Annotated in this window: 20 protein-coding genes and 1 tRNA gene; 9 read left to right on the forward strand and 12 right to left on the reverse strand. The window is 66.7% G+C overall.

Features of this window, described 5'->3' with window-relative positions; translation table 11 throughout:
• Positions 1 to 105 precede the first annotated feature (105 nt).
• The 3 genes from HDC96_RS01280 to HDC96_RS01290 all read left to right on the forward strand — a co-directional run bounded on the left by HDC96_RS01280 (position 106) and on the right by HDC96_RS01290 (position 4,908).
• Positions 106 to 3,156 carry a TonB-dependent receptor gene (locus HDC96_RS01280; RefSeq protein WP_179458415.1) on the forward strand — a complete coding sequence of 1,017 codons (3,051 nt, stop codon included), beginning with the start codon at positions 106 to 108 and terminating at the stop codon, positions 3,154 to 3,156.
• 76 nt (positions 3,157 to 3,232) lie between these two features.
• The gene (locus HDC96_RS01285; RefSeq protein WP_179458416.1) at positions 3,233 to 4,615 is read left to right on the forward strand and encodes a hypothetical protein; all 1,383 of its coding nucleotides are present in this window, start codon (positions 3,233 to 3,235) and stop codon (positions 4,613 to 4,615) included.
• A 119-nt stretch (positions 4,616 to 4,734) separates the two neighbouring features.
• Positions 4,735 to 4,908 carry a DUF1328 family protein gene (locus HDC96_RS01290; RefSeq protein ID WP_019182774.1) on the forward strand — a complete coding sequence of 58 codons (174 nt, stop codon included), beginning with the start codon at positions 4,735 to 4,737 and terminating at the stop codon, positions 4,906 to 4,908.
• A 93-nt stretch (positions 4,909 to 5,001) separates the two neighbouring features.
• Here HDC96_RS01290 and HDC96_RS01295 read toward each other — a convergent pair whose 3' ends face one another.
• The 4 genes from HDC96_RS01295 to HDC96_RS01310 form a co-directional block, all read right to left on the reverse strand.
• On the reverse strand, positions 5,002 to 5,772 hold the full coding sequence (locus tag HDC96_RS01295) for a transporter (protein ID WP_179458417.1): 771 nt from the start codon (positions 5,770 to 5,772) through the stop codon (positions 5,002 to 5,004).
• Between the two features lie 155 nt (positions 5,773 to 5,927).
• Positions 5,928 to 6,344 carry a hypothetical protein gene (locus HDC96_RS01300; protein ID WP_179458418.1) on the reverse strand — a complete coding sequence of 139 codons (417 nt, stop codon included), beginning with the start codon at positions 6,342 to 6,344 and terminating at the stop codon, positions 5,928 to 5,930.
• Between the two features lie 38 nt (positions 6,345 to 6,382).
• Positions 6,383 to 6,595, reverse strand: coding sequence for a hypothetical protein (locus HDC96_RS01305; protein ID WP_179458419.1), 213 nt, complete (start codon positions 6,593 to 6,595; stop codon positions 6,383 to 6,385).
• 2 nt (positions 6,596 to 6,597) lie between these two features.
• Positions 6,598 to 7,386, reverse strand: a complete 789-nt coding sequence (locus tag HDC96_RS01310) for a MipA/OmpV family protein (protein ID WP_179458420.1) — start codon at positions 7,384 to 7,386, stop codon at positions 6,598 to 6,600.
• 114 nt (positions 7,387 to 7,500) lie between these two features.
• Here HDC96_RS01310 and HDC96_RS01315 point away from each other — a divergent pair, with 114 nt between their 5' ends.
• The 6 genes from HDC96_RS01315 to HDC96_RS01340 all read left to right on the forward strand — a co-directional run bounded on the left by HDC96_RS01315 (position 7,501) and on the right by HDC96_RS01340 (position 12,222).
• A complete protein-coding gene (locus HDC96_RS01315; protein ID WP_179458421.1) occupies positions 7,501 to 8,175 on the forward strand; it encodes a response regulator transcription factor in 675 nt (224 codons plus the stop codon).
• A complete protein-coding gene (locus HDC96_RS01320) occupies positions 8,172 to 9,536 on the forward strand; it encodes a HAMP domain-containing sensor histidine kinase (RefSeq protein ID WP_179458422.1) in 1,365 nt (454 codons plus the stop codon). Before HDC96_RS01315 ends, HDC96_RS01320 begins: the two co-directional genes overlap by 4 nt.
• A 68-nt stretch (positions 9,537 to 9,604) precedes the next feature.
• On the forward strand, positions 9,605 to 9,853 hold the full coding sequence (locus HDC96_RS01325; protein WP_179458423.1) for a hypothetical protein: 249 nt from the start codon (positions 9,605 to 9,607) through the stop codon (positions 9,851 to 9,853).
• Positions 9,854 to 10,129: 276 nt separating this feature from the next.
• A complete protein-coding gene (locus tag HDC96_RS01330) occupies positions 10,130 to 11,170 on the forward strand; it encodes a linear amide C-N hydrolase (protein WP_306455622.1) in 1,041 nt (346 codons plus the stop codon).
• Positions 11,171 to 11,288: 118 nt separating this feature from the next.
• On the forward strand, positions 11,289 to 11,492 hold the full coding sequence (locus HDC96_RS01335; protein WP_179458425.1) for a hypothetical protein: 204 nt from the start codon (positions 11,289 to 11,291) through the stop codon (positions 11,490 to 11,492).
• A gap of 169 nt (positions 11,493 to 11,661) precedes the next feature.
• On the forward strand, positions 11,662 to 12,222 hold the full coding sequence (locus HDC96_RS01340; protein ID WP_179458426.1) for a DUF3011 domain-containing protein: 561 nt from the start codon (positions 11,662 to 11,664) through the stop codon (positions 12,220 to 12,222).
• Between the two features lie 60 nt (positions 12,223 to 12,282).
• Here HDC96_RS01340 and dxs read toward each other — a convergent pair whose 3' ends face one another.
• From dxs to HDC96_RS01380, 8 genes are all read right to left on the reverse strand, one after another.
• Positions 12,283 to 14,193 (reverse strand): 1-deoxy-D-xylulose-5-phosphate synthase, encoded by a 1,911-nt coding sequence (gene dxs, locus HDC96_RS01345; protein WP_179458427.1) that lies wholly within the window; start codon positions 14,191 to 14,193, stop codon positions 12,283 to 12,285.
• Positions 14,194 to 14,309: 116 nt separating this feature from the next.
• Positions 14,310 to 14,969: an HNH endonuclease gene (locus HDC96_RS01350; protein WP_179458428.1), complete on the reverse strand. Its 660-nt coding sequence runs from the start codon at positions 14,967 to 14,969 to the stop codon at positions 14,310 to 14,312.
• Positions 14,970 to 15,269: 300 nt separating this feature from the next.
• On the reverse strand, positions 15,270 to 17,063 hold the full coding sequence (locus tag HDC96_RS01355; protein ID WP_179458429.1) for an acyl-CoA dehydrogenase C-terminal domain-containing protein: 1,794 nt from the start codon (positions 17,061 to 17,063) through the stop codon (positions 15,270 to 15,272).
• 46 nt (positions 17,064 to 17,109) lie between these two features.
• Positions 17,110 to 17,595, reverse strand: coding sequence for an LEA type 2 family protein (locus HDC96_RS01360; protein WP_179458430.1), 486 nt, complete (start codon positions 17,593 to 17,595; stop codon positions 17,110 to 17,112).
• A 197-nt stretch (positions 17,596 to 17,792) separates the two neighbouring features.
• Complete coding sequence (locus tag HDC96_RS01365) at positions 17,793 to 18,332, reverse strand: lipocalin family protein (protein ID WP_179458431.1); 540 nt, start codon at positions 18,330 to 18,332, stop codon at positions 17,793 to 17,795.
• Positions 18,333 to 18,455: 123 nt separating this feature from the next.
• On the reverse strand, positions 18,456 to 19,172 hold the full coding sequence (locus HDC96_RS01370; RefSeq protein ID WP_257018556.1) for a hypothetical protein: 717 nt from the start codon (positions 19,170 to 19,172) through the stop codon (positions 18,456 to 18,458).
• 98 nt (positions 19,173 to 19,270) lie between these two features.
• Positions 19,271 to 19,346, reverse strand: a tRNA-Phe gene (locus HDC96_RS01375).
• Positions 19,347 to 19,549: 203 nt separating this feature from the next.
• On the reverse strand, positions 19,550 to 20,731 hold the full coding sequence (locus tag HDC96_RS01380; protein WP_179458432.1) for a YbfB/YjiJ family MFS transporter: 1,182 nt from the start codon (positions 20,729 to 20,731) through the stop codon (positions 19,550 to 19,552).
• Between the last annotated feature and the right edge of the window lie 17 nt (positions 20,732 to 20,748).

The following is a 20,748-nucleotide window of genomic DNA, read 5'->3' on the forward strand; positions in this document are numbered from 1 at the left end:
TCATCGAAATACCGGTGCCCGATCCGCGCCCTGCGCCCTCGTAGTCCAGGCAAGCGCGAACGATTCCGTCTCGCGACGCTCATACCACCCCACTGGACTTCTACGATGCGCCGCATTCTCTTCCTTTCGATCGCTCTTGCCCTGCAGAGCGCCGCCGTCACCGCCACCGCGCAGGAATCGCGTGTTGCCAGCGAGGCGATTCCGGCCCAGCCGCTCGACCGTGCGCTCAACGATCTGTCGCGCCAGACCGGACTGCAGTTCGTCTACAACGCGCAGCAGGCCGGCAACCCGCGCACCCGCGCCATGCCCGCCGGCCTGGCGCCGCAGCAGGCCCTGGAGCAGCTGCTGGACGGAACCGGACTGCGCTATCGCTATCTCAACGACACCACGGTGACCATTGAAGCGCGCAGTGACGCCGCACCGTCGGGCACGTCCGCCGTGCCCGTCGCCACATCCGCCGTGGCGTTTGAAGCGGCACCCGCGGGCGCCGGCGATGCCGGCCTGCAGCAGCTGGAGCGCATCGACGTGGTCGGCAGCTACAGCCGCAGCCTGGAGCAGGCGGTGGACATCAAGCGCGCCACCATCGGTTTCTCCGACTCGATCGTGGCCACCGACGTGGCCGATTTTCCCGAGCAGAACCTGGCCGAAGCCCTGCAGCGCATGCCCGGCGTGACCATCGAACGCGACAAGGGCCTGGGCAGTCGCGTCAATGTGCGTGGCCTGCCATCGGAGTACACCCATGTTTCGATCAACAACCTGGCCACCGCGTCGGGCAGCGGTGGGCGTGACATCGAGTTCGACATCTTCGCCTCGGAGATCATCCAGCAGGTGACGGTGCTGAAGTCGCCGACCGCGGCGGACGAGGAGGGCGGCATCGCCGGCTCGGTGCAGATCTCCACCGCGCGCCCGTTCGATTACACCGGCCGCAAGCTGGTGGCGTCGGTCGAAGGCGCGCACAACTCGATCTCCGAAGAGGTCGACCCGAAATTTTCCTTCCTTGCCAGTGACACCTGGGGCGACTGGGGTGGTCTGGTGTCCTTCGCCACCGCCAAGCGCAGCAACCGCACGGACGCGACCTCAGGAATCAATTTCCGCCCGATGTCGCGCTTCCTGGGCGCCTCCGGCACGCGCGGCACGCAGGCTGCCGCGGTGCTGGCCCGCGATGCCGGTGTGGTGGTCAAGAACCGCAACGACACCGAGGAAAGCAACCTGATCGTGTTCCAGGACAAGGTCGGTGACCGCGTGTTCGTGAACGACCAGGACAAGTGGGGTGCCACCGCCTCGCTGCAGTACCGCCCGAGCAGCCGTTTCAGCGTGACCTTCGATGCGATGCTTGGCGGCTACGACACCACCGAAGACGAGTACGACGCAGCCGCGTATTCCGCCTCCAGCCGCAGCACGCTGGAGACCATCCATGACTACGACGCCAGCACGCTGTCGCAGTACGGCATCGTGGTGCTGCGCGATGTGTCCTACACCGCCACCCAGCACGAAATGCTGAGCAAGGAGCGGATCAACAAGACCGACTTCAGCCAGTACAGCATGGCGCTGGATTGGCAGGGCGATACCTGGGGCGTGGATGCGATGGTCGGCTACTCCGGCGCCGACAAGACCCTGGATGCCAGTAACCTCAAGCACGTGGCCTACGCGCCCTCGCGGACCCGCTGGACCGGCAAGAGTGGCGAGACGATTTCCAGCGCCAACCCGGCCAGCATCGACATGTACAACGCTTCGGAAAAGTACCTGTTCGAGGCCTACGAAACCACGCTGGAGAAGGTCAGCGATGACAAGTACGCCGCCCAGGTGGATGTGACCAAGGCGCTGGAACTGGCCTTCCTGCCGGCCCTGCGCGGCGTCCAGTTCGGTGCGCGCTACACCGACAAATCCAAGCAGCGCGAGTACGGCGAAGCGAAGATCTACGGGCCGGGTGCGGGCAACAACAGCTGGGTGAACAAGCGGACCCTGGCCGACAGCCCGCTGCAGTCGATCGGCGACATCGTGCCCGGTGGTGGCTACTCGGTGAAGGACCTGGACTGGAAGATGGTCTCCAACGACTACGCACGCAGTGCCTTCCGCTATCCGGGCTTCGCGACGCCGTTTGATCCGGGTCAGTACTACCGGGTCGATGAGAACGTGACCAGCCTGTACGCGATGACCGACATCGGCTTCGATGTGGGCCGCGTGCCGGTCTCGATCAACGCCGGCGTGCGCTACGTGGATACCTCGGTGCAGTCCTCCGGCTTCCACCCGATCCAGCGGGCAGACGGCAGCACCGGCTATACCGACACGCCTGTCTCGCGCAAAGGCAGCTACAACGATCTGCTGCCGAGCCTGAATGCCACCGCCGAGCTCGCCGAGGGCCTGGTGCTGCGCGGCGCGGCCTCCAAGACCTTCATCCGCCCTGCGTTGACCGACATCGCCTACAAGCGCACCGCCAGCTGGAGCTCGTTCCGCTTCACCGATGGCAACCCGGATCTGCAGCCTACCTATGCCAAGCAGTGGGAGCTGGGGCTGGAGAAGTACCTGGACAACGGTGGCCTGCTCGCGACCTCGTACTTCCACAAGAAGATCGACGGTGTGGTGATCAATGCGTTGACCGGGGTGGTGCCGGATGTGGCGGTCTACAACGCCAACGGCTCGCTCAACGGCACCTATGATTTCGACGTGTACCAGCCGATCAACGCCGATGGAACGTACGTGGTGAAAGGCGTCGAGCTGATCGCGCAGCTTCCGCTGAGCATGCTGCACCGCTCGCTGGAAGGCTTCGGCATCAACGCCAACTACACGATGCTGGACAGCTCGCTGGCCGGCGAATCCGACCTTGGCGTGAGTACGCCGATGCCGGGTCTTTCGGAGAAGTCATACAACGTCACCGTGTACTACGAGAACGAGCGCTTCGACGCGCGCGTCTCGTACAACCACAAGGGCGAGTACGTCGAATCGATTGGCTACAACATGTACCCGATCTGGCGCGATGACTACGGCCAGGTGGATGTGTCGATCGGCTATCGCCTCACCGACAGCATCAAACTCAGCCTGAAGGGCATCAACCTGACCAACCAGGCGACCACCGGCTACACCATCGATCCCGCCTTCCCGACGATGTACGAACGCTCCGGCCGCCGTATCAGTCTCGGCCTGCGCGCGGACTTCTGAGCCGCCCGCTTCGCGGTGCATCCGGAGGCGCGTACGCGTGCCCCGGATGCGGCCGCCCGATTGTGAGGAATACTTGATGCGACATTTCTTTTTCCTGCCGCTTGTGGCCGTGCTGGCGTGGCCGGTGGTCGCCCAGGCGGCCGATGACGATGCCGGCCGCAGCTGGCAGGCCGGTGATCACCATGTCCACAGCGAGTGGAGCGTGGACTGGGATCGCAGCACCCTGCCGCCGACGCCGATCCGTGGCGGCGACTCGTCCTACACCCGCACCCATAACGCCCGGCAGGCGCTCGCCAATGGGCTGGCGTGGATGGTGCATACCGATCACGGCGGGCCGGGACATTCCGCGGTCACCCGGGACCATGCGTGGCCGGCGCTGCTGGACGCCCGGCGCGAAGTGCCCGGACTGATCCAGTTCAACGGCATGGAGTTCGACGTACCGGCGGGCGAACACGCCTCGCTGATCATCGCGCCCGGTCCGCAGGAACGCGATCAGCTGGTCGCGATCGAACGCGATTACAGCCGCAGCGAGCCGCTGCAGGGCAGCCGCGATGATGGGCAGACGATGCTCGATGCACTGGCCCGCATGCGGGCGCTGCCGGCACCCCCGTTGATGTTCATCAATCACCCCTCGCGCACCGCCACCGCGATGGGCCGGTGGGGCGATGTCGAGCCCGATGAACTGCGGGCCTGGCATGCAGCCGCACCGCAGGTGCTGGTTGGCATGGAAGGCGCGCCGGGCCATCAGGCCACCCGTGTCCATCGTGGCCTGTATCGCAATGCCGATGCACCGACCCTGGGCGGTTTCGACCAGATGACAGCGACGGTGGGCGGCATCTGGGACGCGCTGCTCGCCGAGGGTCACCGCTTCTGGATCACGGCCAGCTCCGATTCGCACGTCAACCAGCGTGATGGCGGCAGTGACTTCGATCCGGGCCAGTACAGCAAGACCCATGTCTGGGCGCGGCGGGACGCCGAGGACATCCTCGATGGCCTTCGACACGGGCGGATGTTCGCGGTGACCGGCGATCTGATCGATGCACTGGAGTTGCGTGTGACTGCGAACGACGCCGAGGTACGTAGCGCCACGATGGGCGGCACGCTGTCGATGTCGCCTGACGCCTCCATGCGCGTGGAACTGCGGGTGCGTGTACCGGCCTCAGCCAGTCACGCTGGGCGACACCCGGTGCTGGATCACGTCGAGTTGATCGTGGGCGGCTCCGGCAGTGGAAATGGGCCTGTGATGCAAACGCGTGTGTTCGGCGCCAGCGACTGGCAGGTGGACGGCGCATGGCGCTCGGTGTCCTGGGTGTTGCCGGTCCCCGCCCGGGGCGGCTTCGTCCGTGCCCGCGGCAGTAGTACTACGGAGGTGACGCCGCTGCCCGATGTGCCAGGCGAAGATCCGTGGCAGGACCTGTGGTTCTATTCCAATCCCGTCTTTGTCGAGGCCGTGCGCTGAGCGGACCCCGCTTGAGAGGCAAACTTCACGCCGTTCAGCCGACGCGTTCACGAAGGTGAGACAGCCTGCTGGCTACCGTGGAGTCCTGTCATTCAACCCGATTCGGGGAAAGGATCATCATGATCAAGTGGGCCATTATCTTTGCTGTCATCGGCCTGATCGCCGGTGCCCTCGGTTTCGCCGGCATCGGCGGCGCTGCGATCGGCATCGCCAAGTTCCTGTTCTGGGCCGGCATCATCATCGCCGTCGTGCTGTTCGTGCTGGGCATGACGATCGCCAAGAAGGTGACCTGACCCGTCGCGTCAACACGCGGCGGTTCCACACCAAGGCCTGCGCGGTTTCGCGCAGGCCTTTTCGTTTGCAGGGCAGCACGTGCCCCGCGAGCCTCAGTTGAAGTACACCGATACGCCCAGCCCGGCCTGGGTATCTGGGCTGTCGTCGTCCAGCCCCACATCGAAGGACGCATCGAGCTGCACGGTCGGGCTCGCCATCCAGGTGATCCCTGCGCCAGCGATCCTGCTCGAGGCCTCGCCGTCCGTATGGGTGAAGCCCGCTTCCAGGTAGGTGCTGACCGTGTCGGTGGCGGCGAAACTCAGGCTGGGCGCCCAGGTGACGCTGTCCTCACTGCCGCCGCGGGTCACGTTGGCATACAGCGCGCCGGTCCAGCGATCGCTCACCTCGTACTCATAGCTGGCGCCCAGCGCGTACTGCGTCGCGCCCTCACTGAAGTCGCGTGAGCCGGTGGCAAAGGTGGTGGTGGCCAGCAGGGCCACGGCGTGCCTGTCCGATGGCAGGGGCAGGGCGACTTTGAGGCCGATGCCGAGATCCCCGGCCCCACGGCTGCGCGCGGTCGGCGCATCGCGCGGCGCCACGCGCAGGTGGTTCCAGGGCGAAGTGAACGCCTGCAGCTCAACGTTGCCGGCCACGCCGATCCGCAGGGCGAGGTCGGCACTGTACTGTGTGCTCAGCACCCCGTCCGCGTCGCGGTCGCGGCTGAAGCTGGGCAGTCCCGCCTCCAGCGCTACGCCACCGCGGGGCAGCGTCGAAGCCGCAAACCCGATGCCCGGGCGATCGAAGGCCAGCTCGGGTGGCGCATCCTCCTGCGCGGATGCGGCAGTGGAAAACACCAGGGACAGCAGCAGCGCTGTACATCGCATGGAAACACTCCAGGCCGGACCATCACGGCATCAAGGAGCAGCCAGCCTGCTCCATGGCCGGAATGTAGCACGGTGATTTTCGCGCTTCTGTGCAGATGCCGGTGCTGCGGTTGTACTCCTCGGCGCCGCAGCGCCACCGCGGCGAACTGCAGCGGTCAGTGTGTCGGTCGGGTCATGGCGATGAGGGCATCGCGCATGCGCACGGTCGCTCCGTCGGGTGTCGCGTCACAGCCGAGCACGCAGGCGCGGAGCAGGAACCCATCGGCGGCGTGCCGGGCGGCGGTCAGCTGCGCATCGCGATGGTCCAGCGGATGGTCGCGCAGCACGGCATCGAGCCACGAACGCCGCGCGGTGACCCATTCGCTGTCGACGTGGTGCGGCCGGCACTCGACGCCGATGGTGCGCCCGATGTCGAACAGCTCGGCGATGTAGGCACGCGAAAACCGGCCGTGGGCCTGGCTGTCGCGGTCCATGCGGTGCTGGATCGCACGGTGGAGATTGGCCACGATCGCATGCGCGGCGAGGTCATCATTGGCTGCTTGCAGCAGCGAGGTATCGGTTGCGTTGTGCATTCGCGCCTCCAGGACACCGGTGGGGGAAAAACGAGGAATCAGCCGCGCGGCAGGACCGGATCACCCTGCCGCAGCAGGGTGTCCAGCAGCGCGACGACGCGCTCGCCCTGGCCCTCGCAGGCCAGTTCGAACGTGGTCTGCCCGTCGAGTGTGGGCAGCGGGGAATGCAGAATCCATTCAAGAACGGCGGCGCGGTCCGGCTCGATCTGCAGGGCCAGATCCGCGACACGACGTACGATTCCCTGATGCATGATCAGAATCCGTAACTGAGGGAGAGGGCGGCGGTATCCATGTGGTCGCCACGGGTCATCGGGCTGTCACGCACGGCATCGGCCAGCGAGGTGCGGCGGATCGAGGCGGTGGCGGTCCAGCGCGGCCCCAGCGGCATCACTGCGGCGATGTCCAGGTAGGGCGACACGCCGCTGCCGGCGGAGTAGTGCGCCAGGCCACTGCGGGCGGCTTCGCGCTCGCTGACACCGAAGTAGTAGTCGTTCAGATCGGCGCTGGCGTAGTTCAGGCCCACCGCAGGCATGAACGTCACGCGGCCGGCCGGGATCGGGTAGGCATAGCGGGCGTCGGCCGAGAAGCCGCCGCCGTGCCCGGTCACTTCTGCCTGCGCATTGGCCTGCAGCACGCCCCATTCGGCCTGGTGCCGCCAGGAGACGCCGAGCATGCCGGACAGGCTGCGGTTGTCGAGCTGGCGCAGCTGCGGGTCGTGGCTGTCGCGGCGCTTGAAGCGCATCACGTAGGGCGAGGCGGTCAGGGCCAGCTCGGACTGCGCCGTCTGGTGCAGGCGATAGCCCACGCTGCCCCCGCGGAAGAAGAACGAACGGCCTTCCCAGCTCACGATCGGGGCGGCCAGGCGATCGGTGTCGTAGCCGGCGTAGGGGGCCTTGAGCGCGACGACGGCAATGCCGACGCTGCTTTTCCTGCCCGTCTCGGGGGCATCGGCTGCCTGGGCGGCGGTAGCGATGAACGCACTGGCCAGGGCCAGGCCAGTCAGGGTGGAAAGCGGACGCGAAAAACGAAAACGGACGTGCATGGGCCTGCCGAAGGGGAACAACCGGAGTGTCATGGTGGGCGCCCTACATTGTCGGAACGTTACGTCCGGCTGCGCGGTACCATCGCCTCCTTCGTACCCGCAGGCACCGCTCCCATGCGCCTTCTTCTCCTGGAGGATGATCCGGAAATGGCCAGCGCGATCCAGGTCAGCCTGGCGCGCCACGGCATGGTGGTCGACGTGGTCGGCACGATGGCGCAGGCCGATGAAGCGCTCAAGGCCGGCGTCCACCAGATCCTGCTGCTGGACCGGCAGCTGCCCGATGGCGATGGCGCCAGCTTCGTCCGCATCGCGCGCGAGCACGTGCCGAACCTGCCGGTGATCATGCTGACCGCGCGCGCGTCGGTGGCCGACCGGGTCACCGGGCTGGACGTCGGCGCGGACGATTACCTGACCAAGCCGTTCGCCGTCGAAGAGCTGCTCGCGCGGATCCGCGCGATCTCGCGGCGGCCCTCGCAGATCACCTTGCCGGTGTTGTCGCTGGGCCGGCTGCAGTTCGATTTCGTCTCGCGCGAGGCGCGCGTGTCCGAGGTGCTGCTGGCGCTGCCGCGACGGCAGCTGCTGGTGCTGGAGGCACTGGCGCTGCGCCAGGGGCGCACGGTGGGGCGCGCTTCATTGCTGGAGGCCGTGTACGGTTTCGACGACGCGATCCAGTCCAACGCGCTGGACGCGCATGTCTCCAAGCTGCGCAAAGCGCTGCTGGAAGCGGATGCGGGCGTGGAGATCCACGTCATGCGCGGGATTGGGTATCTGCTCAAGGACACGCCGTGAGATTGCTCAAGCCCGATTCCCTGGCGTTCAACCTGGTGTGGAAGGTCTGCCTGATCCAGGCCGCCACGATCGCGCTGGCATTGAGTGCGATGGTGCTGACCTACGGCGATCGCCGCTCGGCCTACATCGACTGGAAAGCCAGCGACCAGATCGCCTCGGCGATCACCGTCGGCCCCCAGGGACTGGAAGCGGATCTGCCGAAGGTCGCGGCAGTGGTACCACGGCCGCCGGCAACATTCTGGTTCGCCGCCGCCGATGAGCAGGGCCGACGCCTGGTGCATGGCGATGTTCCCGTGCAGTACCGTCAGTTGGTGGCACGGCTGGATCAGATCGAGCAGACCGACATCCGCACCCGCATCAATGCCGATGCGCTCGCCGTGCGCGTGGTGGTCGCTGATCGGCCGGAAGGGCGACTGCACGTGGCGGTGGGGGGCATTCCCGAGCGCAGCATCGTGCGCCAGCTGCTGTTGATCTTCCGCTACCTGGGCGGCTGGATCGCGCTGCCGGTGCTGGTGATCACCCTGGTGGTGGCACCGTGGGTGATCCATCGCGCGCTGCGCGGGGTCAACCGTGTGGCCGCGCAGGCGGCCGCGATCCAGGTCAACGAGCGTGGCAGCGGCCTGGATACCCGCGCGGTACCGCTGGAAATCTACCCGCTGGTGGACGCCTTCAACGCGGCCGTCCGCCGCATCGGTGAAAGCTACGACGCACAGGACCGCTTCCTGGCCGGTGCGGCGCATGAACTGCGCATGCCGATCGCGATCCTGGCCACGCGCCTGGCCGACCTGCCGCCGGGCGATGCGCGTTCGCGCCTGCAACTGGACCTGAGCCGCCTGAGCAACATTGCCGAGCAGTTGCTGGATCTGCAGCGGCTGGATCGGCATGGCAGCCAGTCCCAGCGCATCGACCTGTCCGCGCTGACCCGCGAGGTGGCCGCCGATGTGGCGCCGCTGGTGGTGGATGCCGGCTACGGGTTCTCGGTGGACGCCCCCGAGCAGCCGATCTGGGTGCGCGGCGACCCGCACGCGCTGCACCGGGTGATCGCCAGCCTGCTGCAGAACGCCATTGCCCACGGCGGCGGGCGGGGCATGATCGCCGTGGCGCTGCACGACGACGGCTGCCTGTCGGTCAGCGATGAGGGCCCGGGCGTGCCGGAGGCCGAGCGGCTGTCCGTGTTCGAGCCGTTCCATCGCTTGCGGCCCAGTGGCAGCGGCAGCGGCCTTGGCCTGCATCTGGCCCGGGAAATCGTGCTGCGTCATGCCGGGACCATCGCCGTGGATGCCGCGCCCGGTGGCGGTGCGCGGTTCCTGGTCGTGCTGCCGGTGGACCCGCGCCCGCACCCGGCGCTGGCCCCGGCATGACCAATGGCAGGTGATCGGGCCCGGGCATCGTGGGACAACAGCTGCGTCCCCTTTCAGGTGCCGGTTCGATGCGCGTACGTTCGCTGTTCCCTGTGATCGCGGTATCCGGCCTGGCCCTGTCCGGCCTGTCCGGGTGTGCCACCTATGACGACGTCGCCTCGCGCCCGCAGTGCGAGGATTCCCCGCTGGTGAAGGAACTGCCGGCGCAGGTGGCCAGCCGCGAAAGCCGCTGCAATGAGCTGAACATCCGTTTCAACGATGACCGCGGCCGCGACAGCAAGCCGCTGGATTTCGGCGGCAAGAACAAGGACGGCTGAGCCCGCGTTGGTCAGCGTTTCGCCGGCCCGGCCGGCGGCACAGCGCAGCAGGCGGCAGGATGCAGGGTTCACTCCTCCATCACCGGGCGTGGGCTGATATGACGCTCGACGATTCTGCCGATGTTGCGTTGTAGTCCGTGACGAGCACCGCGGAACGCGATGATGCGTTGAAGCAGGATGCGTGCGACCCGCCTGTGTGGACATCGCCGGTATCAGGTTTGACGCCAGGTTGTCAGCGCCACTGCCAGGAGGCACGTCATGAAAACACTGTTTTCGATGCGTCACATCGCACTCGCTGCGGCACTCGCCTGTGTCTCCGCCCAGGCCGATGCCTGCACGCGCGTGGTCTACCTGGGCGACAACCAGGACGTCATCACCGCCCGCTCGATGGACTGGAAGAGCGACATCGCCACCAACCTGTGGGTGCTGCCGAAAGGCATCGCCCGCGATGGCCAGGCCGGTCCGCGTTCGATCCGCTGGACTTCGCGCTACGGCAGCGTGGTCGCCAGCGGTTATGACATCTCCACCACCGATGGCCTCAACGAAGCCGGACTGTCCGCCAACCTGTTGTGGCTCGCCGAATCCGAATACCCGCAACAGCGCGGCAGCAGGCCAGGGCTGGCGATTTCGTTGTGGGCGCAGTATGTGCTCGACAATTTCGCTACCGTCGCCGAGGCCGTCGCTGCGCTCGAACGCGAACCGTTTTCGATCGTGACCGACAAGGTGCCCGGCGAGTCGCGGCTGGCCACGCTGCACCTGTCGCTGTCTGATGCCAGCGGCGACAGTGCCATCGTGGAATACATCCAGGGCAAGCAGGTGATCCACCACGACCGTGCTTACCAGGTCATGACCAACTCGCCGGTGTTCGATCAGCAGCTGGCGCTCAACGCGTACTGGCAGGACATCGGCGGCACCGTGATGTTGCCCGGCACGAACCGCTCGGCCGATCGTTTCGCGCGCGCCAAGTTCTACATCAACGCCATTCCCAAAAGCGAGGATCCGGTGGTGGCGCTGGCCAGTGTGTTCAGCGTGATCCGCAACGTCTCCGTGCCCTATGGGATCACCACGCCAGGTGAACCGAACATCTCTTCCACGCGCTGGCGGACCGTGGCCGACCACAAGCGCAGGCTGTATTTCTTCGAATCGGCGATGACCCCCAATACCTTCTGGGTGGACCTCAACAAGGCGGATTTCTCGCACGGCGCGCCGGTGCTGAAACTTGACCTGGGTCCGGACCAGCGCAATGTGTTCGCCGGCGACGCGCTGCCCCGGTTCCAGCCGTCCGAACCGTTCCGGTTCCTCGGCACCGACGGCTGAGCAGAATCAGACTAATCCGATACCGGCAGGCTGCGGCCTGCTCTATCGTTCCTGGTGAGGGATGGATCCCTCCCGTCGTGAGCTTCCCGCCCAGGCATGCCGCAAAGGAACGATCCACATGGTGATCAAACTGCAACACATCGAGCGCCGCTGGCACGTCCTGCACCCGGCCAAATCCGCACCCATCGCCTTCCGCAGCGGCGCCACCGCCTTCGATTTCGCCGATGCGCTGGCACGCGAGCACTATGCCGAGACCGGCCACAGCAGTGCGGTCCGCGTGCAGGTGCTGGAAACCTATGTGGACGCGGTCCGCTACGGCTGAGCCGCATCCCCGCCTCGCGGAAGAGGATGTGACGCGAGGCACGCTGTGCCGGTCAGCTCCGCGTCGGTTACCTAAATAGGGGATGAAATCAGCGACTTCTGGCCTATGTCGCCCGCCGGGACGATCGCCGATCCTGTGCGCCTCCCCACACGGTAACGAGGAATGCATGATGAGCAACAGGAAGCCCACGGGGTCGAACCGCTGGCTATGGGCCGTGGTGCCCGCACTGATGGCGCTGGCCGGTGCGGCCCAGGCGCAGAACTACGACCGCTATTACGACGACGGCTACAACGGTGGCCCGGTGCGCTGCGAATCGATCAAGAACCGCACCCAGCAGTGCGCGCTGCCCGGTCGTGCACGCCTGGTGCGGCAGATCTCCGGCTCGCCTTGTGTTGAAGGCCAGACCTGGGGCCAGGCGCGCGGTGGCGTCTGGGTGACGCAGGGGTGCCGGGCGGAGTTCGTCGCCGAGCGCGGCCGGCCCTCGCACGGGGGGTGGGGCAACAATGGTGGCGGCTGGAACAACGGCGGCCATGGCAATGGCCGTGGCGAGCTGATCACCTGCGATTCCAACGATCGTCGGCAGCGCCGCTGCAACGTGACCATCCGGCGTGATGCACGCTTGGTCCGGCAGACGTCCAAGACCGCCTGCATCGAAGGGGAAACCTGGGGTTGGGACCGCAGCGGTGTGTGGGTGGCGGGCGGTTGCCGCGGTCAGTTCGCGGTGAATTGATCGGCATTGCCGATCCTGGCGGCCTGCCATCACCGATGACAGGCCGCGTGCCGCGAGCGGTCAGCCCGTGGCGCTGAGCGGCTGGCCGCTCTTGACCAGCATCGGCCAGCGCTTGAGCACGGCCTGGCGGATGCCGGCGGCATCGATGCCGGCCTCGGCCAGCAGGTCTTCGCGGCTGGCATGGTGCTGGAAGCTGTCCGGCAGGCCCAGGTGCAGGAACGGCCTGAGCACGTCTTCGGCGTTGAGCAGCTCGGCCACACCGGAGCCGGCACCGCCGGCGACCACGTTGTCCTCGATGGTCACGAAGCCTTCGTGGCGCTGCGCCAGTTCCAGCAGCAGGGCGCGGTCCAACGGCTTGATGAAGCGCATGTTGACCACGGTCAGGCCCAGCTCGCGGCCCACCTGTTCGGCGGCGCTCACGGTGCTGCCAAAGGCGAGCAGGGCGATGCGGCTGCCCTGCAGGCGCAGGTCGGCCTTGCCGATCTCCAGCGTGGACAGGTCCGTGCCGGCGGCGATACCGGTGCCACTGCCGCGCGGATAGCGCACGGCGGCCGGGCCGGCGTAGCGCAGGCCGGTGGTCAACATCTGGCGGCACTCGGCCTCATCGGACGGCGCCATCACCACCATGTGCGGCACGCAGCGCAGGAAGCTCAGGTCCAGGTTGCCGGCATGGGTCGCGCCGTCCGGGCCGACCACGCCAGCGCGGTCGATCGCGAACAGCACATCCAGCTCCTGCACGGCGACGTCGTGGACCAGCTGGTCGTACGCGCGCTGCAGGAAGGTCGAGTAGATCGCCACCACCGGCTTGGCGCCCTGGGTGGCCATGCCGGCGGCCAAGGTCACCGCGTGCTGCTCGGCGATGGCCACGTCGAAATAGCGCTCCGGGAATTCCTTGCTGAAGCGCACCAGGCCCGAGCCTTCGCGCATCGCCGGGGTGATTCCCATCAGCTTCGGCTCGGCGGCCGCGGCATCGCACAGCCAGTCGCTGAAGACGTCGGTATAGGTTGGTTTCTTGGCGCCACTCTTGGAGACCAGGCCCTTGTCCGGATCGAACGGGCCGACGGCGTGGTAACCGATCTGGTCGCCTTCGGCGCGCTCGTAACCCTTGCCCTTGGTGGTCATCACGTGCAGCAGCTTCAGGCCCTTCAGACTCTTGAGCGTCTTCAGCGTGGCGACCAGCGCCGGCACGTCATGGCCGTCGATCGGACCGGTGTAATGGAAGCCCATTTCCTCGAAGAAGGTGGAGGGCACGAACATGCCCTTCCAGTGCTCTTCCCAGCGCTTGACGAAGCGCGCGGTCGGGTTGTGCTTCTTGTCGCCGAGGATCTTCTTGCCGCCTTCGCGCAGCGCATTGAGCGTGCGGCTGCCGGTGGCGCGGCCGAGCATCTTGGTCAGCCCGCCGACCGCCTCGGAGATCGACATGTTGTTGTCGTTGAGGATCACCAGCAGGTTCGGCTCGCTGTCCATGCCACCGGCATGGTTGAGCGCTTCATACGCCATGCCCGCGGTCATCGCGCCGTCGCCGATCACGGCCACGACCTTGCGGTCATCGCCTTCGGCCTGGCGCGCGATCGCCATGCCCAGCGCGGCCGAGATCGAGGTGGAGGAATGGCCGACGCCGAAGGTGTCGTACTCGCTTTCCTCGCGCTTCGGGAACGGCGCGACGCCGTCCTTCTGCTTGACCGTGTGGATCTCGTCGCGGCGGCCGGTCAGGATCTTGTGCGGGTAGGTCTGATGGCCGACATCCCAGACGAGCTGATCGACCGGTGTCTGATACAGGTAGTGCAGGGCGACGGTCAGTTCGATCACGCCCAGGCCGGCGCCGAAATGGCCGCCGCTCTTGCCCACCGATTCAATCAGGTAGGCACGCAGTTCATCCGCGATCGCGGGCAGTTCGGATTCATCGAACCTGCGCAGGTCATCCGGTGACTGGATGCGCGCAAGGCGGGGATAGCGGGCGGAGTCGATCATGTTTATCGCGCTTCTTCTGAGCGCCTATTTTCCCCCCCAAATGGGGGTGGGGCAAGCAAACCGCCTTTTCAGTGAGTAAACGGTGACGGTGGCTGCGACAGAACGTCGCAGCGCGCTCAGGCGGAGAGCTTGGAACGCTTGGGAAGCTGCGCCTTCAGGAACGCCATCTGATCGGCCAGGATGTTGCGGTTGGAGAGGATCATGTGTTCGATCCAGCTCGGCCGGTAGGGCACCGCGAGCAAGGGCATGCCGGCCTGCTGCGGGGTCCGGTTGCTCTTGCGCGAATTGCAGTGGAAGCACGCGCTGACCACGTTCTCCCACACGTCCAGGCCGCCCTTGGAGATCGGCATGACGTGGTCGCGGGTCAGCTGGGGGCGATTGAACTGTTGCCCGCAGTACAGGCACAGGTGCGAATCGCGCGCGAACAGCGCGGGATTGGACAGGTTCGGGGTGGGATCGATCGCGCGGGAGCGGGCGTGGCCGCGGGCGGCGATGATCGGGTGCAGGTCCAGGCCACTCTGCAGGCCGGTGGTGCGGCAGATGCCGCCATGGATGTGCAGGCAGGGGTCGCCGAGGGTCCAGGCCACCGCGCCGCGCGCGTAGAGGCAGGAGGCATCCTGCCAATTGATCCAGTCGAGCACGCGCCCGTGGGCGTCCAGGGCCAATAACCGTACCGAACCGGGCCGATGCAGCGTAACGATCGGCGACACCTCGGCGACCGGGGCGGACGAGGCTCCGGTATCGATCAGACCCAAGCGTGTAGTGTCTGTCTCCATCGGGAAAACAGCTTATACCCGAATCGTTACGAATTGGGTATAGGGGCTTGCGCCCCTACCCAATTCGTAACGATTCGGACAGGCATTCCACCTAAGCCCCGCGCCTGTCGGCGCGCCCCCTTGAACATCAAGGGGGCTTTTCTCCAGAAGGTGTATCGGGGTGCCGACCAACGGTCGGCACCTACCCGGGGCGACCGGTAGCCACCAACCGTCCGACCGGTAACCACCAACCATCCGACCGGTAACCACCGACCGTCCCACCGGTAGCCACCGACCGTTGGTCGGTGGGCCGGTCAACGATCAACCTTCGCCGAAGTGCGCGTCGGTCATCGCCATCAGCGGCTCGGCGCCGGCCTGGATCGCGGCGGCGTGGCTCAGCGTCCGCGGCAGCACGCGGGCGAAGTAGAACCGGGCGGTTTCGCGCTTGGCCTGCTTGAACGCCGCGCTCTGCGCGGAGGCATCGGCGGCGGCGACGCTGCGCGCCCACCAGTAGGCCAGCACCACATAGCCCGAGTAGAACAGGTAATCGAAGCTGGCCGCGCCGAGCTCATCCGGGTTGCCGGCCGCGCGCTGCAGCGTTGCCATGGTCAGCTTGCCCCATTCGTCGGCCTTGGCGCGCAGCGGCGCGATGAACTCGGCCAGCGCCTCGTTGCCTTCATTGGCCTTGGCGAAGGCCTCGATCTCGGCGAGCATCAGCTTCAGTCCGGCGCCCTGGCTGGACGCGGTCTTGCGGCCGATCAGGTCCAGCGCCTGGATGCCGGTGGTGCCTTCGTACAGCGTGGTGATGCGCGCATCGCGGGCCAGCTGCTCCATGCCGTGCTCGCGGATGTAGCCGTGGCCACCGAAGCACTGCAGGGCGTTGTAGGTGTTCTCGATGCCCCATTCGGTCTGGCAGGCCTTGGAGATCGGGGTCAGGAAGCTCACCAGGGTATCGGCGCGCTCACGCTCGCCGGCATCGTCGGCGTGGTGGGCGATGTCGATCAGGGTAGCCGCGTGCAGCGCGAGCAGGCGGCTGCCTTCCACCAGCGATTTGATGGTCAGCAGCATACGCCGCACGTCCGGGTGGACCAGGATCGGATCGGCCGGCTTTTCCGGGTTCTTCGGGCCACTCAGCGAGCGCGACTGCAGGCGCTCGCGGGCGTACTTGAGCGCGTTCTGGTAGGCACGCTCGGACAGGCCGATGCCCTGCAGGCCGACCCCCAGGCGTGCGGTGTTCATCATGGTGAACATTGCCTGCAGGCCCTTGTGCGGCTGACCGACCAGATAGCCTTCGGCACCGTCGAAGTTCATCACGCAGGTGACCGAGCCCTTGATGCCCATCTTGTGTTCGATCGAGCCGCAGCGCAGCGCGTTGCGCTCGCCGACCTTGCCCTCGCGGTCGACCTTGAACTTCGGGGTGACGAACAGCGAGATGCCCTTGGCACCGGCCGGTGCGTCGGGCAGCTTGGCCAGCACCAGGTGCACGATGTTGTCGGTGAGGTCGTGCTCACCGGCGGTGATGAAGATCTTGGTGCCGGTGATCGCGTAGCTGCCGTCCGCGTTCGGCTCGGCCTTGGTCTTGAGCAGGCCCAGGTCGGTGCCGCAATGCGGTTCGGTCAGGCACATGGTGCCGGTCCAGCGGCCTTCGATCAGCGGCTTCAGGAAGGCGTCCTGCTGCCACGCCTCGCCGTGCTGCTTGAGCGCTTCGATCGCGCCGTGCGAGAGCAGCGGGAAGTTGCCCCAGGCCAGGTTGGCGGCGTTGATCATTTCGTTGAGCGGCACGCCCAGCGTATGCGGCAGGCCCTGGCCACCCAGCTCCGGCGCAGCGGTCAGGCCGGTCCAGCCGCCGTCGACGAACTGCGTGTAGGCCTGCTTGAAGCCGGGCGGGGTGGTGACCTCGCCGGTGGCCTGGTCGAGCACGCAGCCGATCTCGTCGCCCACACTGTTCAACGGTGCCAGCACGCTGGTGCTGAAGCGGCCGGCTTCTTCCAGCACGGCATCGACCACATCGGCGGTGGCATCGGTCAGGCCGAGGCGCGCGAACAGCGGCTCGACCTTCAGCACGTCATGCAGGGCGAAACGGATATCGGAAAGCGGGGCGGTGTAGCTGCTCATCGGGTACGGTCTCGATCAGTGGCGAAGGAAGGCGGAAAGCCGCCGGTCAGCGCAGGACGCCGGGCAGGCCGGGGGCCTGGTTGAGCGTGCTGCGGCTGTCAATCTCGAAGGTGCGTTGCTTCTTTTCCTGCGGGGTGGCGCTCACCGACCCCTTCAGCGAATACCCCAGGGTGCGGTTGCCGGCGAGTGCATCGGCCATTACCAGGCGTGCGCCCGAGCTTGGCTTGAGCTCCACGTTGACCACATCGGCCGACACCCCGCCGATCGACAGCGCGGGCTGCAGCTGCAGCTGGCCGGCGTCCTGGTCGCTGACCGTGAGCTGCAGCGAGACGGAATCGAAGGTCATCGGCATCGAGCTGAAGTTCTGTAGGCGCAGCGCGACTGTCCAGCTGCCATCGGCACGCACCGTCAACTCCTGCACGCTGGCGGCCGGCTCGGAGACACGTTTGACCGTCTTGTTGCAGGCGGTCAGGCCCAGCGAGGCGATGACGATCAGGGCAAGGGCGAGGCGGGGACGGAAGCGGTGGGACATGGCGCAATCCTCAGGCGGGTGTTGCATGGGTATGAGCATACTACGGCGTATGGTGTTCGCGCTGCCTGCGGCAGCGTGACGCAAGGGTAGGGCACCGGGATGACCGGGCCACGTGCTTTTAGTCTGGGGGGAGCAAGTCAGGCGGGCCGCCGGGCGGCGCGGTCGAGTCAGGCGGGCCGCCGGGCGGCGCGGTCGGGTCAGTCCAGCGGCGCCATCACCCGCAGCGGGGCGAGGTCATAGCCCATCGCCTCGGCGCGGGCCTTGAGCTGCTCGAACAGGGCCGTGTCCATGCTCGGCGAGCGCGACAGGATCCACAGGTACTTGCGGTCCGGCTCGCCGACCACCGCCCATTGGTACTCCGGGTCCAGTGCGATCACCCAGTAGTCGGCCCAGACCAGCGGCACCCAGGACAGCCAGTCCGGCACGAAGCGCACCTGCAATTGCCCAGGGTGGCCCTCGACCGGGCGCGCCACGCCATCGGCGGCCACGCGGTCGCCATCGGCTACGCGGCAGGCGTTGTGCACGCTGATCCGTCCATCGGCACGCAGGCTGTAGGTGGCGGTGATGTCGCCGACGCACTTCTTCTGGAACGAGACCGGCAGGTGCGCGATTTCATGCCACTGGCCGGCATAGCGGTCCATGTCCAGCGCCTCCACCGAGGTCACCGGCGCGGCGGCCCAGGCCGACCCGGAGGCGGCGAGGGCGAGCAGGGCACTGATCAGATAGCGGCGGCGCATTGTCGACACTCCACACGAGACGCAGCGAGCTTAGGCACAGGCAGGACGGAAATTGTGAATATTCCGTCATTCGGCGGCAGCATCACGCCGCTGACGTGCGAGTGGGTGCGTCCGACCCCCGCGCTACTGACTGTCGGCTGAGAGTTCCCGGGTTGCTTTGCCGTTCTCATCAAGGAAGCGCACGCTGGCATCCCCTGAGGGGGTGACCACCAGTTCGAGTCGCGGCTTTCCTTGGCCGTCGCGTAGCGTAAGCATGGCCTCGCGTGCATCCGATTTGCCCAGGAACACGCGCTCGGTGATGGCCGGAATGCCTTCGCGATGAAGTGACTCGTCCCGGTCGGAGAAGAACGGGCGGGACAGACCATCGGCAACGTCGTTGAAGGTCAGCCCCGCGGAGTGTGTCCCCGCGTCATCCACGCCCAGCAACTGCATCTGCTGATCCTGCTGATAGCGATCAAACGTCAGGCTCATGCCGCTGGAAGGCTTGCCGCTCCTGTCGAGCGAACCGTTGTAGATCAGCCCGCCGTTCTCCGTTCCTTCATCGTTGAAGAACAGCATGCCGGCCATGGGGCGGGGATGGGGTTGCTCCTTGTTGTGAATGATCACGCCCGGAAAGAGCGTGCGATTGGAGATCGCCAGCCGCAACGTTCCGTCAGGTTCCTTGATGTTGATGCGCTGTGCATCGATGACGTCAAAGCTGGCGCTGCGCTGTGACGTTGCACCCATCATCAACGCGGTCATGGTGAGGAGGCCGGCAGCTGCGCAGCCCAACGTCAGTCGCCGTTGCTTGCGCTCCAGATGCGCGATCTTCGCCCGTAGCGCTTCGATTCCTTCCGACATTCACTTCTCCCTGTGTGTGCCGCCGTGGGGACGAACAAAGTGCGGCCGAACGACAGACAAAAAAAATGACCTGCATTTCTGCAGGTCATCTGAAAGTGTGGTGGCCGGGGACGGAATCGAACCGCCGACACGGGGATTTTCAATCCCCTGCTCTACCAACTGAGCTACCCGGCCACTTCATCGCTGCGTTGCCGCTGGCGAGGACGCGAATAATACGGAGGTATGCAGGGTTCGGCAAGCGTTTCGCGAAAAAAATTTCACATTTGTTTCCGAACTCTTGTCCGCAGGCGTCCAAGTGCTTGATACAGCGGGTGAGGACGCGTCACCCGAGCGCATGAACATCGGTTCAGGCGACCGCGCGGCGCGGCTGCCATCGATCACGCCGCGGTCGATCCTGCATCGTCGGGCATGCACCACAACAGCACGATGCCGATCGCCATCATGACCGCCGCCAGCACCAAGGCCCCCTGGTAGCTGCCGCTCTCGCGCGCCAGCGTGCCGGCGATCGCGGGGGCGATGATCTGGGCGACGCCATAACTCAGCGTCAGCGTCGCCATCGCCTTGGCCGGGTTGTGCGGATAGTGGCGGCCGACCATGGTCAACGTCAGGCTGACGATGCCGGCAAAGGTCAGGCCGAACAACACCGCGCTTGCCGCGCCCGCCGCTATCCCATCGTCGAGCAGGGGCAGCACGAACGAGACCGTCTGCAGTGCATACGCGAGCATCAACGCGCGGATCAGCCCCAACCGTGCCGCCAGCCGGTCCCAGCCAAACGTCGAGGGAATCGCGGTGATACCGGCCAGTACCCACACCCAGCTGCCGCGACCGGCGAAGGCAGGGGTCTGCACCAGGATGGCGACGATGAACGTCGCGCTGACCACGAAGCCGAACCCCGCGCAGAAGTACGATGCGATCAACAGCCCGCGCCAGCGCCGGCCAGGCGCGGGAGGAGTGGCCGCACCGGTCGCGTTGGAGATCGGTACCGGCGCCGGCATCCAGGCCCAGGCCGGGACCAGGAACACGATCGCCAATGCGCCCAGCGCCATCCATTGCCGGGAGGAGGCCAGGTGATCGGCCATCGCCGCAGCCGCCAGCCCGGAGACCGCGATCCCCAGCCCAAGGCCCGCGAAGTGCAGGCCCAGTTGCGGCCGCCGCTGGTGGGCGAGCAGCCAGTTGAGCACCAGCCCCGAGGCGAGCAGGAGGCCGGCGGTGCTGGACAGGCCCGCCACGAAGCGCAGCACGCCCCAGCTGCCCATCTGGCCGGTCGCGCCCATCAGGCCGGTGGAGACCACCGCAAGCACCAGGCCGATGCGGTAGAAGCGGAACTTCAGCTGCATGTCCCCGACCCGGGCGACCAGCAGCGTGCCGGCCAGGTAGCCCAGATAGTTGAACGTCGCCAGCCAGCCGCCCCCGGCTGCCGACAGTCCCGCGTCGGCGCGCATCACCGGAAGCAGGGGCGTATAGGCGAAGCGTGCCAGGCCCACCGTAAGCACCAGGGCACAGATGCCGGCAGCGATGACCTGCCAGGCATGACGGGGCGGCGGGGCGACAGGGGGCATGTGCGTGGGTGGCAGCG

This window comes from Stenotrophomonas sp. JAI102, from assembly GCF_013409105.1.
Classification (GTDB): domain Bacteria; phylum Pseudomonadota; class Gammaproteobacteria; order Xanthomonadales; family Xanthomonadaceae; genus Stenotrophomonas; species Stenotrophomonas maltophilia_AA.

What these genes read in the sequence shown, in the direction of transcription:
- HDC96_RS01380 (WP_179458432.1), bottom strand. Translation starts at nt 20,731, where the DNA reads ATGCCCCCTGTCGCCCCGCCGCCCCGTCATGCCTGGCAGGTCATCGCT.
- HDC96_RS01300 (WP_179458418.1), bottom strand. Translation starts at nt 6,344, where the DNA reads ATGCACAACGCAACCGATACCTCGCTGCTGCAAGCAGCCAATGATGAC.
- HDC96_RS01360 (WP_179458430.1), bottom strand. Translation starts at nt 17,595, where the DNA reads ATGTCCCACCGCTTCCGTCCCCGCCTCGCCCTTGCCCTGATCGTCATC.
- dxs (WP_179458427.1), bottom strand. Translation starts at nt 14,193, where the DNA reads ATGATCGACTCCGCCCGCTATCCCCGCCTTGCGCGCATCCAGTCACCG.
- HDC96_RS01285 (WP_179458416.1), top strand. Translation starts at nt 3,233, where the DNA reads ATGCGACATTTCTTTTTCCTGCCGCTTGTGGCCGTGCTGGCGTGGCCG.
- HDC96_RS01305 (WP_179458419.1), bottom strand. Translation starts at nt 6,595, where the DNA reads ATGCATCAGGGAATCGTACGTCGTGTCGCGGATCTGGCCCTGCAGATC.
- HDC96_RS01330 (WP_306455622.1), top strand. Translation starts at nt 10,130, where the DNA reads ATGCGTCACATCGCACTCGCTGCGGCACTCGCCTGTGTCTCCGCCCAG.
- HDC96_RS01350 (WP_179458428.1), bottom strand. Translation starts at nt 14,969, where the DNA reads ATGGAGACAGACACTACACGCTTGGGTCTGATCGATACCGGAGCCTCG.
- HDC96_RS01310 (WP_179458420.1), bottom strand. Translation starts at nt 7,386, where the DNA reads ATGCACGTCCGTTTTCGTTTTTCGCGTCCGCTTTCCACCCTGACTGGC.
- HDC96_RS01325 (WP_179458423.1), top strand. Translation starts at nt 9,605, where the DNA reads ATGCGCGTACGTTCGCTGTTCCCTGTGATCGCGGTATCCGGCCTGGCC.
- HDC96_RS01290 (WP_019182774.1), top strand. Translation starts at nt 4,735, where the DNA reads ATGATCAAGTGGGCCATTATCTTTGCTGTCATCGGCCTGATCGCCGGT.
- HDC96_RS01295 (WP_179458417.1), bottom strand. Translation starts at nt 5,772, where the DNA reads ATGCGATGTACAGCGCTGCTGCTGTCCCTGGTGTTTTCCACTGCCGCA.
- HDC96_RS01365 (WP_179458431.1), bottom strand. Translation starts at nt 18,332, where the DNA reads ATGCGCCGCCGCTATCTGATCAGTGCCCTGCTCGCCCTCGCCGCCTCC.
- HDC96_RS01370 (WP_257018556.1), bottom strand. Translation starts at nt 19,172, where the DNA reads ATGTCGGAAGGAATCGAAGCGCTACGGGCGAAGATCGCGCATCTGGAG.
- HDC96_RS01315 (WP_179458421.1), top strand. Translation starts at nt 7,501, where the DNA reads ATGCGCCTTCTTCTCCTGGAGGATGATCCGGAAATGGCCAGCGCGATC.
- HDC96_RS01335 (WP_179458425.1), top strand. Translation starts at nt 11,289, where the DNA reads ATGGTGATCAAACTGCAACACATCGAGCGCCGCTGGCACGTCCTGCAC.
- HDC96_RS01340 (WP_179458426.1), top strand. Translation starts at nt 11,662, where the DNA reads ATGAGCAACAGGAAGCCCACGGGGTCGAACCGCTGGCTATGGGCCGTG.
- HDC96_RS01280 (WP_179458415.1), top strand. Translation starts at nt 106, where the DNA reads ATGCGCCGCATTCTCTTCCTTTCGATCGCTCTTGCCCTGCAGAGCGCC.
- HDC96_RS01355 (WP_179458429.1), bottom strand. Translation starts at nt 17,063, where the DNA reads ATGAGCAGCTACACCGCCCCGCTTTCCGATATCCGTTTCGCCCTGCAT.